At 47.6% G+C, this 13117-nt stretch carries 13 protein-coding genes; 4 read left to right on the forward strand and 9 right to left on the reverse strand.

The window, feature by feature from the left end; translation table 11 throughout:
• Positions 1 to 62: 62 nt before the first annotated feature.
• Complete coding sequence (locus tag B4E62_RS04220) at positions 63 to 194, forward strand: hypothetical protein (RefSeq protein WP_331351178.1); 132 nt, start codon at positions 63 to 65, stop codon at positions 192 to 194.
• A 14-nt stretch (positions 195 to 208) separates the two neighbouring features.
• Here B4E62_RS04220 and B4E62_RS04225 read toward each other — a convergent pair whose 3' ends face one another.
• Genes B4E62_RS04225 through B4E62_RS04250 form a run of 6 tightly spaced genes read right to left on the reverse strand, consistent with a single transcriptional unit; the run spans position 209 to position 6365 of the window.
• On the reverse strand, positions 209 to 988 hold the full coding sequence (locus tag B4E62_RS04225; protein ID WP_310072913.1) for a hypothetical protein: 780 nt from the start codon (positions 986 to 988) through the stop codon (positions 209 to 211).
• 36 nt (positions 989 to 1024) lie between these two features.
• Positions 1025 to 3508, reverse strand: coding sequence for an ABC transporter permease (locus tag B4E62_RS04230; protein ID WP_331351179.1), 2484 nt, complete (start codon positions 3506 to 3508; stop codon positions 1025 to 1027).
• A complete protein-coding gene (locus B4E62_RS04235; protein WP_310072917.1) occupies positions 3508 to 4182 on the reverse strand; it encodes an ABC transporter ATP-binding protein in 675 nt (224 codons plus the stop codon). Before B4E62_RS04235 ends, B4E62_RS04230 begins: the two co-directional genes overlap by 1 nt.
• Positions 4183 to 4187: 5 nt before the next feature.
• On the reverse strand, positions 4188 to 5123 hold the full coding sequence (locus B4E62_RS04240; protein WP_331351180.1) for a hypothetical protein: 936 nt from the start codon (positions 5121 to 5123) through the stop codon (positions 4188 to 4190).
• Positions 5123 to 6001 (reverse strand): ABC transporter ATP-binding protein, encoded by an 879-nt coding sequence (locus tag B4E62_RS04245; RefSeq protein WP_331351181.1) that lies wholly within the window; start codon positions 5999 to 6001, stop codon positions 5123 to 5125. Before B4E62_RS04245 ends, B4E62_RS04240 begins: the two co-directional genes overlap by 1 nt.
• Position 6002: 1 nt before the next feature.
• A complete protein-coding gene (locus B4E62_RS04250) occupies positions 6003 to 6365 on the reverse strand; it encodes a GntR family transcriptional regulator (RefSeq protein WP_331351182.1) in 363 nt (120 codons plus the stop codon).
• A 200-nt stretch (positions 6366 to 6565) separates the two neighbouring features.
• Between B4E62_RS04250 and B4E62_RS04255 the strand changes: the two genes are divergently transcribed.
• Positions 6566 to 7876 carry a diguanylate cyclase domain-containing protein gene (locus B4E62_RS04255; protein ID WP_310072923.1) on the forward strand — a complete coding sequence of 437 codons (1311 nt, stop codon included), beginning with the start codon at positions 6566 to 6568 and terminating at the stop codon, positions 7874 to 7876.
• Between the two features lie 31 nt (positions 7877 to 7907).
• Here B4E62_RS04255 and B4E62_RS04260 read toward each other — a convergent pair whose 3' ends face one another.
• The 3 genes from B4E62_RS04260 to B4E62_RS04270 all read right to left on the reverse strand — a co-directional run bounded on the left by B4E62_RS04260 (position 7908) and on the right by B4E62_RS04270 (position 9993).
• Positions 7908 to 8309, reverse strand: coding sequence for a nuclear transport factor 2 family protein (locus tag B4E62_RS04260; RefSeq protein ID WP_310072925.1), 402 nt, complete (start codon positions 8307 to 8309; stop codon positions 7908 to 7910).
• A 44-nt stretch (positions 8310 to 8353) separates the two neighbouring features.
• Complete coding sequence (locus B4E62_RS04265; protein ID WP_331351183.1) at positions 8354 to 9133, reverse strand: GIN domain-containing protein; 780 nt, start codon at positions 9131 to 9133, stop codon at positions 8354 to 8356.
• Between the two features lie 65 nt (positions 9134 to 9198).
• Positions 9199 to 9993, reverse strand: a complete 795-nt coding sequence (locus B4E62_RS04270; RefSeq protein WP_331351184.1) for a DUF2884 family protein — start codon at positions 9991 to 9993, stop codon at positions 9199 to 9201.
• A gap of 249 nt (positions 9994 to 10242) precedes the next feature.
• Here B4E62_RS04270 and B4E62_RS04275 point away from each other — a divergent pair, with 249 nt between their 5' ends.
• Both B4E62_RS04275 and B4E62_RS04280 read left to right on the forward strand, forming a co-directional pair.
• Positions 10243 to 12573 (forward strand): Tex family protein, encoded by a 2331-nt coding sequence (locus tag B4E62_RS04275; protein WP_331351185.1) that lies wholly within the window; start codon positions 10243 to 10245, stop codon positions 12571 to 12573.
• A 66-nt stretch (positions 12574 to 12639) separates the two neighbouring features.
• Positions 12640 to 12981, forward strand: coding sequence for a zinc ribbon domain-containing protein YjdM (locus tag B4E62_RS04280; RefSeq protein ID WP_310072932.1), 342 nt, complete (start codon positions 12640 to 12642; stop codon positions 12979 to 12981).
• Positions 12982 to 13117: the final 136 nt, after the last annotated feature.

Here is a 13117-nt window from a genome sequence, read left to right on the forward strand (position 1 = left end):
AGCGTAGTTCCTTTAGGGTTAGAGTTGGTTCAATTGGCGGGCAAAGCCTAGCAGAGTTTGGGGTGGCACGCACAGTGGTGCTCGCACAGGGGCGCCAGCACAGAGCCATTCGCACAAGGTGGAGTACGGGCGATGAAGAGTTTTTGCAGCAGACTGCTATGCCCAGCCAATATGACCATATTGGCTGGGCATAGGTTCCTCTTGCCGCTTAGTTAACTAGATTCACAGTGGCGATAAAATGCCGCTGGCTTTGCATAGTTGCACCCGAGCTTTCATCTTTTACTTCGCGTTTTACGGCGATTAACCGCCCGTTCTGCTGACGATATTCGGTGTAGATTTCATTCTTGAAGGTAAAACCAATCACGATAAATATGCGCCCAGAACCCTTTTCAGTTAACTGGCTAGCGAGCGGGACGCCTTTATCGTCAATCCATATCTGCAAATGGTTTTTGTATTTCTTTACATATTGCCGAAAGCTTTTATCGATTTTTTCTTTAGGCATACTAAAGGTGAGCAATCTGGTTGGACTGCCGTTGAATACATCCATTTTTTCGCTAACAAAGCGGCAGCGTCCGAGCATCAGCTCCATTTGTGCTGCAGGATACAAAAGTTCGCGCCATTCCCAATATTGAAACTGCCCAACCGCATTGAGTGCTGAATTCTTTACATTTTCATCCTCAATTTTTGCCAGCTCTTCTGCGTGTAATTGCCCAATCAGTGCTGGGGAATAAACCGCTTGCAACCCATTCGCGCCATCCTCCAAACGCATATTAATTACGCCTTCACGTTCAATTAATTCGTCGTGCTCGCCGCTGCGGCCAAATAACTTGAACTGCGCATTGACGGCAATGGGGTCAGTAGACTTTAGCTGTGTTAAGGCGCTGCGAAAATCAGTAAGGCCATCGGCCATTACCGTAGCAGAAAGGCTCATCGCACAAAACATGACGAATATAGGCGAGTAGCCATACCAAAAAAAACGTTTGATCATTAAAATTTCCTTTCTATTATAAAACTACACCAATGATTAAGTGGCCTCGCGCAGCACCACTGCAGGAGGTGTAACAACGACAGTGCGACAACAAACAACACCCAAGGTTGCAATAAATACCATTCCAATAAGTGGCGATGCCAACCAATACGCGTAGTGAGGTTGCATTTCATTCTTAAACACAAGATGTTGCAAAGCGAACAAAAATGATTCGGCACCAGCGATAGCAATTAAACCCGATAAAAAGCCCAGAATGGCAAACTCGACCAGCACGCTGCCCAACATTAAGCGGCGCGAACTTCCCAACGCACGCAGCAGGCCTGCTTCTTGTTTGCGGCTTTCAATACTGCCCATTACCGCCGCAAACAACACCAGACACCCGGCGCTCAGGGTCAACCAAAGCACCAAGCCAATACCGTTACTAACCTGACTGATAATTTTTTGGATATTTTCAATCATGCTCCCGAAATTCAATACCAATAAATTGGGATGTTCGCGAGCAAAATGGTTAAAGTATTGCGTATCGCCTGTTGGAATAAACGCACTGGTGCCATAAATCGGTGAAAAACGGTCAAGTGCAGTTGGCTCAAATATAAATAAGAAATTTTGATTTAACGACTCCCAGTCAATACGCCTAAAGCTGGCCACTTCTGCATTCAAGGCTAAGCCCCCAACAGAGAAAGCCAGTTGATCGCCGATATGTAGTCCAATAAGTTTTGCGAATTCAGCATCGACTGAAACCCCCACGCTATTGGGTGCAGTTTTTTGCCATAAATCCCACCATTGCCCCTCCACAATCTCATGATCACTTGCCAATGAAGCGAAATCAGTGACATTTAACTCCTGCTTAAATGCAGGATGGCGATTACGCAATTCCGCACTCGGTTCGACCGTATTGATTTTTGCGATTCGGACTCTTACGACAGGATAAATGGGGTTCACATTAATACGTCTATCGAGCAAAAACTGCTTGAAATCTGCCACGTCAGCAGCATTCATATTGCCAATAAAATGATTCGGTGAATCAGCGGGAATTTGCCTCTGCCATTCCGCAATAAATGAGGTACGAATAATCGTCATGGTTAGCAATAGCATCAAAGCCACGGCAAAAATGGCCACCTGTACAACACTTTGCCCCCTACGTTTTTGCATTCCCGCAAATGCAAGCCGCCAGACCCCACCTAAATTGCTAATAAATAGCTTACTGATTTTCAACAACAACCAAGACACAACACAGGCCACCACTAAAACAACCAGTAATCCCAGAGTTGAACTTAAGGTGATTTTTATATTGCGACTAAATAGCCCCACCAACGCCACCATCGCAAACACTGCCAAGCCTATTTGCAACCACACCTGCGGCATATTCACCGCTAATTCCCTGCGTAAAATTTTTAGTGGGGGAACACCAGGCAAAAACCAAAGCGCAGGCAATGCAAAACACAACACACAAACCAAACCTCCGATAAAACTCAGCACATAGGGATAAGCACCCGATGACGCAAGCGTAATGTGGTACAACTGCTTAATGTTGACTGCGACAATTTCCTGAATCCCGTAACCTATCACCAAACCAAACAAAGCCGCCACCACACCCAACATCAATAACTGTCCGAAATATAATAGCCGGACACGCACAGCACTAGCGCCCAAGCTTTTCATAAGCGCAACCTGATTAGTGTGGCGCATTGAGAACTGGCGTGCCGCAATAGCAATTGCGACACCAGCCAGGAGCACCGCCATCACCGATGCAATTATCAGGAAGTTTTTGGCGGTTTTTAAATTGGCCGTTAACTGTTCCTGCGATGACTCAATGGTTGCAATACTTTGATGTTGATTAAGCTCAGGTTTTATTTTTTCAAGAAAGCCAGTCAACTTTTTGCTATTGCTCGCAGCAAGCAGCCATTGATAATTCTCTTGCGGAATATTGGTTTTTGGCAGATCAGCAATATTCATTATCAAGCGCGCGCCAAAGTTAAAAAACGGATTCACGCCGACCGGCTCATCAATAAGTATGTTAGTTAGCGTCAAATCCACATCGCCTACGGAAACCCTGTCACCCATGGCTACTTTTAATGCGGAGAACAATCGTGAGTCTACCCACACCTCACCGGCGGCAGGAGCTACACTGGCCGTTCTAATATCAACTGCATTTTCCGCATAAGCCACATGGCTAATGTCCAATTGCCCGCGCAATGGGTAATACGAATCTACGACCTTAATCGATGCCATTTGCATCTCATCGCCGGCATAAACAACTGACATAAACATAGTGGAAAATGATTGCTGGAATTTGTCTTCTGTGGCGCGGTCAATCCATTCCTGACTTATCGGCACAGAACCACTTACAACAGCATCTGCACCCAAGATGCTATTACTTTGTAACAACAGGGTTGATTCAAGTCTTGCCGAAAAAATAGAGATGCCACTTAAGACAGCCACCGCAAGAATAAGGGAAACAGCCAACAGCTTTAACTCGCCACTGCGCCAATTACGCAGCAATAATTTTAATGCCAACATTATTGTTTACCCTGCGATGGCATCATTTCGCCCGCCGATAATTCAATACGTGTTTGGCAACGCGCTGCAAGCCGATCTTCATGGGTGATCAGAACCAGTGTTGCGCCCTGTTCAGCATTTAACTCAAAGAGCAAATCAATAATGCGTGCGCCTGTCGCAGAATCTAAATTGCCGGTCGGCTCATCGGCGAAAAGAATTTTAGGTTGACTGGCAAAGGCGCGTGCGACCGCAACCCGTTGCTGCTCACCACCAGAGAGCTGTTGCGGGTAATGGCTCATACGCTTATCCAATCCCACCTGCGCTAAAAAATCCAGCGCGAGGGATTTTGCTTTTTTATTGCCGCGCAATTCCAGCGGTAGCATGACATTTTCCAGCGCCGAGAGCCCAGGCAATAGCTGGAAAGATTGAAAAATAAAACCCACATTGTCTGCCCTGACTTGCGCACGCCCCTCTTCATCAAGACAGGTAAGCGAATGATTATTTAAGCTGACGCTACCTGTGGTTGGCACATCCAATCCTGCCAAAATGCCCAAGAGGGTTGATTTGCCTGAACCCGATGCTCCGGTTATCGCAAGTGATTCTCCCTGCGCGACAGCCAATGAAATATCCCGCAAGATAATCAAATCGCCTTCCTGGGTTGCAACTTTTTTGGTAATTCCTTGAACCTTAATCATATCGATTAAATCTCGTAACGGTTATTGCGCAGCCAAATAGTGGCTGCAACCAAAAGCACAGAAATAATTATCGCGATTGAGGAGATTTTTGGATCCACCGCAGACGCCAGATTAATATCCAATATTCTATAGCCCTCAGAGCCCCACAACTTACGAAAAGAGGTGGATGCAAATTGCCAATAGCCGCCTAACAACGCCTTAACTCCTAGACTAATCTCAGCATATTTTTGCAGCAATACATCGGCCAACCATAAGCCTGCCGGAATTGCGATGCTGATAGTGACCGGTGAACGCTTTGCAAATGCAGAGGCAAATAATCCCCAGCAGATAAAAGGCAGTATCAGCAGCACAACTACAAAACTACTGCCTAATATTTTGAAGCTGAGCACTCCCATTTTTAGCGCTGGCCACCACTGTGAAAAATCTTGCCCCATGAATAGTGCAGTTATCATAAACAAAGCAAAACTCAATAAATTGCAGAGCAGGATCAACAGTGGTACAACCAAACACACCATTAATAATTTCGCCATTACATTGGTGGTCTCGCTTACCGGCATGGAGCGCCAAAATAAAATCTCCCGGCTTTTTCTGTCGGCGATTAAGGTGCTATGGACGTAGTTCGCAATAGCCGCCGCAAACATCAACGCAAAAATCCCCCAGGCAACGATTTGATGCAAGCAGGCAATTAATGCCAGTGCGTCAGGCGTATTGAAATCCAAATGTATTTTGCCGGTAGCAGGATCAAGTGATGAATAGGATTTAACAGTCAGCGTATCCAGCGTTATAGGCACATTCTCGGGAAAGTGAAGATTCTGTGGACTGACCATTACCCCAATAGAGAGCGCTTCAACCAGAAAAATAAAAATCAGCGGCGCCCATAAAAAACTGACTCGCTGCTCCCAAAATTCACGCTTCATTTGCGCCGCAATAGTTGCGATCATCACACATCTCCCTGGACAAACATTTGTGGTTTTACCTTGGCGACAAATAAATCACTCAGGCTGGGTGTGGCCAAACGCCCCAAGGCTGCCAGCGAATCGCGCTGGTGATGGGCGCCTTCATATAACATACCGAAACCACCGAGTAGATTTCGCACATGAATCGGATTGTGTGCCAGCGCATGCTCTTTATAGTGCGCATCCACCTGCAACTCCACATAGGTCTCGGCGATCTCGTCCATGCTGCTATTCAGAACTAGCTTGCCCTGATTGATAAAAATCAAATCGGTCAAGATAGATTCAATTTCCTCCACTTGATGAGTAGTAATTAGAATTGTTTTCTGAGCATCGTAATAATCATTCAGCAACCGCTCATAAAATTGTTTGCGATACAGAATATCCAGGCCCAAGGTGGGCTCATCCAATACCAACAACTTGCTATCAATCGCCATAATCAGTGCCAGATGCAGTTGCGTCACCATTCCTTTGGAAAGTTGCTGCACCTTATCGTTTAATTGAATATCCGTATTCGCTAAAAACGCCATGCACTGCGCGCGACTGAAACGCGGATGCACGGCTTCGGTGTAAGCGATTAATTCACGTACCTTGATCCAGCGCGGCAAAGTGGCGGTATCCGCTATAAAGGAAACCTGCTCCAGTAATTTCACCCGCTCCCGCTGTGGGTTCATCCCCAACACTGTCAATTCGCCCGCTACCGGAGCCAAACCTAAAATCCCTTTCAACAAGCTGGTCTTACCCGCACCATTAGGGCCAATTAAGCCCACAATTTTTCCCGCGTCGATTTGTAGATTAATATTATCCAACGCCATTTTTTTTCCGTAATGTTTGTGTACCCCCCGGGCACTAATTACTGATCTCATATTATTCTCCTTGCGCGGCTTGCAGCGCGGCGATCAATTCTTTTTTACTTACACCCAATTGCCGCATACGCAGCAAAAGTGCAGGCACCTCGGTAGAGATAAATTTTTCTTTTTCGATGTCATGCAGTTTTTGTTGTGCCCCCTGCACCACATACATACCCATGCCGCGCCGCGCTTCCACCAGCCCCATATCCACTAGCTCCTGATAGGCCTTACTCACGGTAATGTGATTAATTTGATAGTCACTGGCGACCTGCCGCACCGACGGCAATGCGTCACCCTCTTTGAATACACCCGATAAAACCAACGCCACAATTTTTTCGCGCAGCTGTCGATATATGGGCTGATCATCATTCCAATTCATATCTTCTATTCCGGCTTAGCGATTTCATTTCACACACCAACACAGTGTTATACATAACTATAACAGCATAACAATTTTAGACAAGCCCCCTACGCACAAATCGCTAGCAAAGGTTTTACAAGCCCCCTCCGATCTGACTATGCTATGAAGACAACAACGCCAACGCCTTGAGTGATGGCGATTAGAGACGGATATACGCTATGAACTCCCTCACCTTCCCTGCGCTGGGCAAATATATTGACCTGTTAGTCGATGCCGTGTGCGTAGTGGATAAAAACGGGCACTTTCTTTATGTCAGCCCCAGTGCAGAGCAGATTTTTGGCTACACCCAAGCCGAGATGATGGGTAGACAAATGCTGGAGCTGGTGCATCCGGATGACCGCCAGCTCACATTGCAAACTGTGGATAGGATTGTTGCCGGTGAACCCCAGCCACATTTCGAGAATCGCTATATCCGCAAAAATGGCGAGACGGTCCACATTATGTGGTCGGCGCGCTGGTCGGAAGTGGACCAATGCCGCGTGGCGGTTGCACGCGATATCACCCGGCGCAAACAGGCTGAGAGCATTCAGCAGGCCGTTTTTGCGATTGCTGAAGCCTCACACAATACACAGGATCTACATGCCCTCTTCGCGCAAATCCATCGAATTATTAGCGAGTTGTTAGCCGCTGAAAATTTTTCGGTGGCACTGCGCGATAGTAATTCCGCATTAACCAGCTTTCCTTACTCACATGAGCAGGTAGTGCTTTCGTTTAGCAATGACGGGACCGAGATCGCCAATCAATTATTGGCGCAGGTGCTGGATACCAATAAAGCGCAGCTCTACAACGCTTCCTATGAACGGCAGGCGCTGCAAAGTTGGCTGGGCGTTCCACTGAAATCCCATTCGGGGGTATTGGGCGCATTGGTATTAAAAAGTTTTTCACCCGAGCACCATTACAGTGAAAAAAATATGGAGTTATTGCAATTTGTTTCTACGCAAATTGCAGCGGCGGTAGAACGCAAACAGATGATGGCGCGCCTTGAGCACCTCGCACTTTATGATCAATTAACTCGCCTGCCTAATCGCACCTTATTTTATGATCGCATTCACTCTGCGATGGCACGCGCAAAACGCAACCACGGCATTTTTTCACTCTTGTACCTGGATATGGATAAATTCAAAGCCGTGAACGATAACTACGGCCACAATATCGGTGATTTATTATTAGAGCAGGCATCGCGCCGCCTTGAACACTGCGTGCGCGAGTGCGATACCATCGCACGTTTTGGTGGTGATGAATTTGTGATCCTATTGGAAAACATTGAGCGACCCGAACAGAGTACAGCGGTTGCCGAAAAAATTTATGCGGCGCTTAGCCTACCCTTTGCACTTGCCGAACACACCATCACCATTTTACCGAGTATTGGCTTGGCGCATTTTCCGCAGCACGGCGACAACGAGAAAGACCTGTTGCGCCATGCAGACGCGGAAATGTACCGCAAGAAAAACCAGTCATCGTTTACATGATGTTCTTGATTACCAACCGAGGCGTGAGTTTTTACATATCCCGCACAAAACGCACCTCAGTTATCAAACCATCAACAACTTTATAAATCGAGACATAATCCGTTTTTTTATCCGCGTGGATCACTGTCTCATGATTAATCACATAGCTGTCCTTTTCGATTTGCTGATGTATTTTTACGGCAACATTCCCCTCTTTAAACATGGGTTCAAAAATCGATTGTAAATGCGCCTTGCCGCCGGCGAGCTGTTTGTCGGGGTATGTATACACTTGAACAGTCTCAGCATAGGTGGCCAAAAAAGCGTTCAGATTGTGTTGGTTGTAAGCATCCATGCGTTTGTTGACTACTGCCAGTGGCGACAAATCTGCCTCACTTGCACTGATTGACTGAGCAAAAGCAACCATCAACAGAACTCCATACAATATTGGTTTCACAATTACTCTCCTTATTTTATTAAAGCACTTATATCTACAGATGTTTATTCAACTGCATGCGAATTGACATGGCTTGCGCCACTTGCATCGGTCTTCGCTTTGGGGCTGCCGTAGTAATCAACACTTGACGCACCACTGGCATTGGCATCCAGCATTTCCGTCACGGATGCTTCTATGTGTGATGCGCCGCTTGCTTCCAAATGAGCTCTTTTAGCGATGAGATTTTTTGCGCGAAAGTTACTCGCACCGCTCGCGCCTACATCCAACTCCTGGGTATTGCTTGCGGATTGAATTTCGGCGTTTGATGCTCCCGATAAATCATAATCCTGTTCCTGGCTATTGACACTGTTAATACGCACATTGGCGGCACCGGATAATTCCATGCGCAACAGTTTTGCATTTAATTCCGCAAAATTAACATTGCCCGCACCACTGACATTGAGCTGGAATTTTTCACCTTGCAAATCGCCAACTGTGGCGCGCGCGCCGCCAGATATTTCCAAATAGTCCAATTCTTTTACACGCAAGACTATGCGCACAGGGTCATTGCTGTGACCGAACCAATTAAAAAAATTTCCGTCGCTTTTTACCCACACACTCACACGCTTACCGCTTTGATCCACCTTTACTCGCTTCATCACTTCAGCATCAGCTTCAACGCGCAAGTACTCAGTACCATCCTGGCTAATTTCTACCGCCGTATTTCCGCCGGAGACAAATTCAGTAAAGTCTTTTACAGGGTAAGTTTTGGCAATGGTTTCGGCAAACGCCATCGGCGCGGCCAATGCAACCATCGCAGTCATTATTAAGGCACGAATAAACATAATCAGCTCCTGTCTTTATACAAAATAATATTGAATACTATTAATCAGCAAACAATTATCACCCATTATATTTTGTGCTGGGCAATGTCGGTTTCCGGCAAACTGATGCGAAGAATATTAAACGACTCAATCGCCGGCACAGCGTGCTTTAACTGCTCTTCCCTTGCATCAACAGCACGTATAGTCTTGCAAAGCTGCTCGCCGCGCGCCTCCATACGCACTGCTTTAGCATTCATCTGCACCTCCATTTGCTCGCCGAATTTATTCATACGCGCTTCAAAGGCGTTCATATCACCACCCGATGCCAACACCTCTTTACCCATTGCAATCATGATGCTGCCAATAGAGTTTTGTACTGAAGTCTCCACAATACGCTCGATCCGGGTTTCAAAATATTTACCTAAAAATTCGGGGGTGTCTTCATTACCGCGATTAAAGGTGATGGGATTACCCGCGCTAAAATAACGGTTCACATCACTTTTTACATTGTTTAACTCTGTAAGTAATTGCGCTGAGACCTGATTCTTTTCGCCGAGCAAACCATCGAAAGTAATAGTGATAGCGTCAATCGCCAGATCAATTCCATCCAGCGCCATGCTGCGTACTTCCGGCACGGCGGCGCGGATACTGGCGGCGTAGCTTGCGACCATCTCTTGTTGCATCTGATTGAGTTTGAGCACACGCCCTTTCACCACCAGATATTGGTCCTCAACAATTTTGTAGGCCTGCTGATCCTCGTTATAAAACTCAATGCTGCTATCAGTGATGCGCACACCCGCATCCAATTCCAGATTGCACGAGTTGTGCGCAGCAGCAGAGCCTGCGGCAAGCAGTAAAACCGAGGCAATAAGTGTTTTCATGTCCAGCTCCTTTCGGTTGTCATACATCGATCAATGGATGTTCAGTGGATGTTAAAAAGCAAGGCTTCTTTCGGTTAACTCACGGCGCGGTTATTGATTGAGACGCAGGCAGTGCCGAATCGGATTCACCCGTTGCAAAATATTCTTTTCCGCTCATAAACACCGGCTAAAAACAAGTCTGGCAGGCGCCCTGAATATGGGGATAATGGTGCCCTTTCCGATCCAAGCCGCAACACGAGCATTTCTTCTATGACCAGCTTACCCAGTATTGCCAAACGCATTGCCGATGAATTAAACGTTCAGGAACAACAAGTTAGCGCCGCCGTCGGGTTGCTTGATGAAGGCGCGACCGTGCCCTTCATCTCCCGCTACCGTAAAGAAGTGACTGGCGGGCTGGACGATACGCAAATGCGTTTCTTGGAAGAGCGCCTGCGCTACCTGCGCGAATTGGAAGAGCGCCGTGCGGCGATCCTCAAATCCATCGCCGAACAAGAGAAGCTCACGCCGGAATTGGAGCGCGAGATCCAGATCGCCGATACCAAAAACCGCCTGGAAGACTTGTACCTGCCCTACAAACCCAAGCGCCGCACCAAGGGCCAAATCGCCAAAGAGGCAGGCCTTGAACCACTGGCCGAAGCACTGCTGGCCGACCCGACGCTCGCACCGGAAGTGGAAGCGGCAAAATACTTCAATGCCGAGCACAGCATTAATGATGTGAAATCCGCGCTCGACGGTGCCAAATACATACTGATGGAAAAATTCAGTGAAGATGCCGAATTGCTTGGCCGCCTGCGCCATTTCTTAACCCAGGAAGCAACCTTTTCTGCACGTGTTGCCACTGGCAAAGAAACGGATACATCGCAAGAGGTGCAAAAATTCCGCGATTATTTTGAACACGACGAACCGCTTAAATCGGTGCCTTCGCATCGCGCACTCGCCATGTTCCGCGGCCGCAACGAAGGCGTGCTGACCATCAGCGTCAAAGTGGGCGATGAAGAAGCACGCGTTGGCCACCCCTGCGAAACCATGATCGCCGAACACTGGCAGGTGCAAGATAAAGGCCGCGCTGCAGATGGCTGGCTCGCTGAAGTAGTGCGCTGGACTTGGCGAGTAAAACTGCTCACGCATTTGGAAACCGATTTGCTCGGCGAGCTGCGCGAAAAAGCGGAAGAAGAAGCGATTAAAGTATTCGCATCCAATTTAAAAGATTTGTTGCTCGCCGCACCCGCAGGGCAAAAAGCCACTATCGGCCTCGACCCAGGCATGCGCACCGGTGTAAAAGTTGCTGTAGTTGATGCGACCGGTAAAGTGCTCGACCATTGCGTGATGTACCCAACTCCGCCGCTGAATAAAATTGCCGAATCAGAAGCGATTCTGGTTCACCTGTGCAACAAACACAATGTCGGTTTGATTGCGATTGGCAACGGCACCGCGTCGCGCGAGACTGAAAAATTTGCTAAAGATGTGTTGAAAAAGCACACCGACATTAAAGCCAGCACGGTGATTGTGAGTGAAGCCGGGGCATCGGTTTACTCTGCCTCTGAATTTGCAGCGAAAGAATTTCCGGATTTGGATGTAACGATTCGCGGTGCAATTTCCATCGCACGCCGCTTACAAGATCCACTCGCTGAATTGGTAAAAATCGATCCAAAATCCATCGGGGTTGGCCAGTACCAACACGACGTTTCGCAATCACAACTGGCGCGCTCGCTCGATGCGGTAGTTGAGGACTGTGTGAACGCGGTGGGTGTGGAAGTGAATACCGCATCGGCGGCGCTGCTTGCGCGTGTATCCGGTCTGAACACGACATTGGCAAATAACATCGTTGAATTCCGCAACCAGAACGGCGCGTTTAATTCGCGTGCCGCATTGAAAAAAGTACCGCGCTTTGGTGAAAAAACCTTTGAACAAGCCGCAGGATTTTTGCGTGTTGCCGGTGGCGAAAATCCACTCGACGCCTCTGCTGTGCATCCGGAATCCTATTCCATTGTTGAAAAAATAGCGCAAAAAAATGCGCGTGAAATTAAAGGTCTGATTGGTGACTCATCCTTCCTGCGCGGTTTAAAAGCAGCGGACTATACCGATGAAAAATTCGGTGTTCCCACCGTCACCGACATCATCAAAGAATTGGATAAACCCGGCCGCGACCCGCGCCCGGAATTTAAAACCGCCCAATTTCAGGAGGGCGTAGAGGAAATTACCGATTTGGTGCCGGGAATGATTTTGGAAGGTACTGTCACTAACGTTACCAATTTCGGCGCGTTTGTGGATATAGGCGTGCATCAGGATGGCTTGGTACATATCTCTGCACTCTCACACAATTTCATTAAAGATCCGCGCGAAGCGGTAAAAGCTGGCGACATAGTCAAAGCCAAAGTGATGGAAGTGGATGTACCGCGCAAACGTATCGCCCTGTCATTGCGTCTGGATGATACACCTGGTGAAAAAGTGGAAGGCAAGAAGGGCGGAGAGCGTCCACAATCGCAAAACCAACAGCGCGCGGCGCAGAAAAATAATCCTGCTCCAGCGGCAATGGGTAGCATGGGTGCGCTGCTACAGCAAGCATTGAAAAAGAAATAGCTCTCCCACCAATACGCCCCTCCCAAGCCCTGCTTGGGAGGACCACACCAATTTGAAGAAAATTATATGAGCACACTTCCCACTTGCCCCAAATGCAATTCCGAATACACCTATGAAGATGGCGAATTATTTATCTGCCCCGAGTGCGCACACGAATGGCCAAAAGCTGCAGCAGAGGCGGCGGGCGACGATGTATTAATCGTGCGCGATGCCAATGGCAATTTATTAGCCGATGGCGATTTTGTTACGCTGATTAAAGACTTAAAAGTAAAAGGCTCATCTTCGACCTTAAAAGTCGGCACCAAAGTAAAAATCAATCGTCTGGTGGATGGTGATCACGATATCGACTGCAAAATCGACGGCATAGGCGCGATGATGCTGAAATCGGAATTTGTAAAAAAGGTGTGAAGAATCCAGGTTCCGGATAAAAAAGCAGCGAGCAGTTTAACTCGCTGCTTTTTTTTGGCTTATTTTGTATAGCTACAGCACACAAACTGGCAACTCCGCCAACCAGCCGAGGTCATAACAACTACACCTTGTGCTA

This window comes from Cellvibrio sp. UBA7671, assembly GCA_002483145.1.
GTDB lineage: Bacteria > Pseudomonadota > Gammaproteobacteria > Pseudomonadales > Cellvibrionaceae > Cellvibrio > Cellvibrio fibrivorans.

Bases quoted from the DNA above. Each gene is read 5' to 3' on its own strand.
- B4E62_RS04225 (WP_310072913.1), bottom strand. From the start codon at position 988: ATGATCAAACGTTTTTTTTGGTATGGCTACTCGCCTATATTCGTCATG.
- B4E62_RS04230 (WP_331351179.1), bottom strand. From the start codon at position 3,508: ATGTTGGCATTAAAATTATTGCTGCGTAATTGGCGCAGTGGCGAGTTA.
- B4E62_RS04235 (WP_310072917.1), bottom strand. From the start codon at position 4,182: ATGATTAAGGTTCAAGGAATTACCAAAAAAGTTGCAACCCAGGAAGGC.
- B4E62_RS04240 (WP_331351180.1), bottom strand. From the start codon at position 5,123: ATGATCGCAACTATTGCGGCGCAAATGAAGCGTGAATTTTGGGAGCAG.
- B4E62_RS04245 (WP_331351181.1), bottom strand. From the start codon at position 6,001: ATGAGATCAGTAATTAGTGCCCGGGGGGTACACAAACATTACGGAAAA.
- B4E62_RS04250 (WP_331351182.1), bottom strand. From the start codon at position 6,365: ATGAATTGGAATGATGATCAGCCCATATATCGACAGCTGCGCGAAAAA.
- B4E62_RS04255 (WP_310072923.1), top strand. From the start codon at position 6,566: ATGAACTCCCTCACCTTCCCTGCGCTGGGCAAATATATTGACCTGTTA.
- B4E62_RS04265 (WP_331351183.1), bottom strand. From the start codon at position 9,133: ATGTTTATTCGTGCCTTAATAATGACTGCGATGGTTGCATTGGCCGCG.
- B4E62_RS04270 (WP_331351184.1), bottom strand. From the start codon at position 9,993: ATGAAAACACTTATTGCCTCGGTTTTACTGCTTGCCGCAGGCTCTGCT.
- B4E62_RS04275 (WP_331351185.1), top strand. From the start codon at position 10,243: ATGACCAGCTTACCCAGTATTGCCAAACGCATTGCCGATGAATTAAAC.
- B4E62_RS04280 (WP_310072932.1), top strand. From the start codon at position 12,640: ATGAGCACACTTCCCACTTGCCCCAAATGCAATTCCGAATACACCTAT.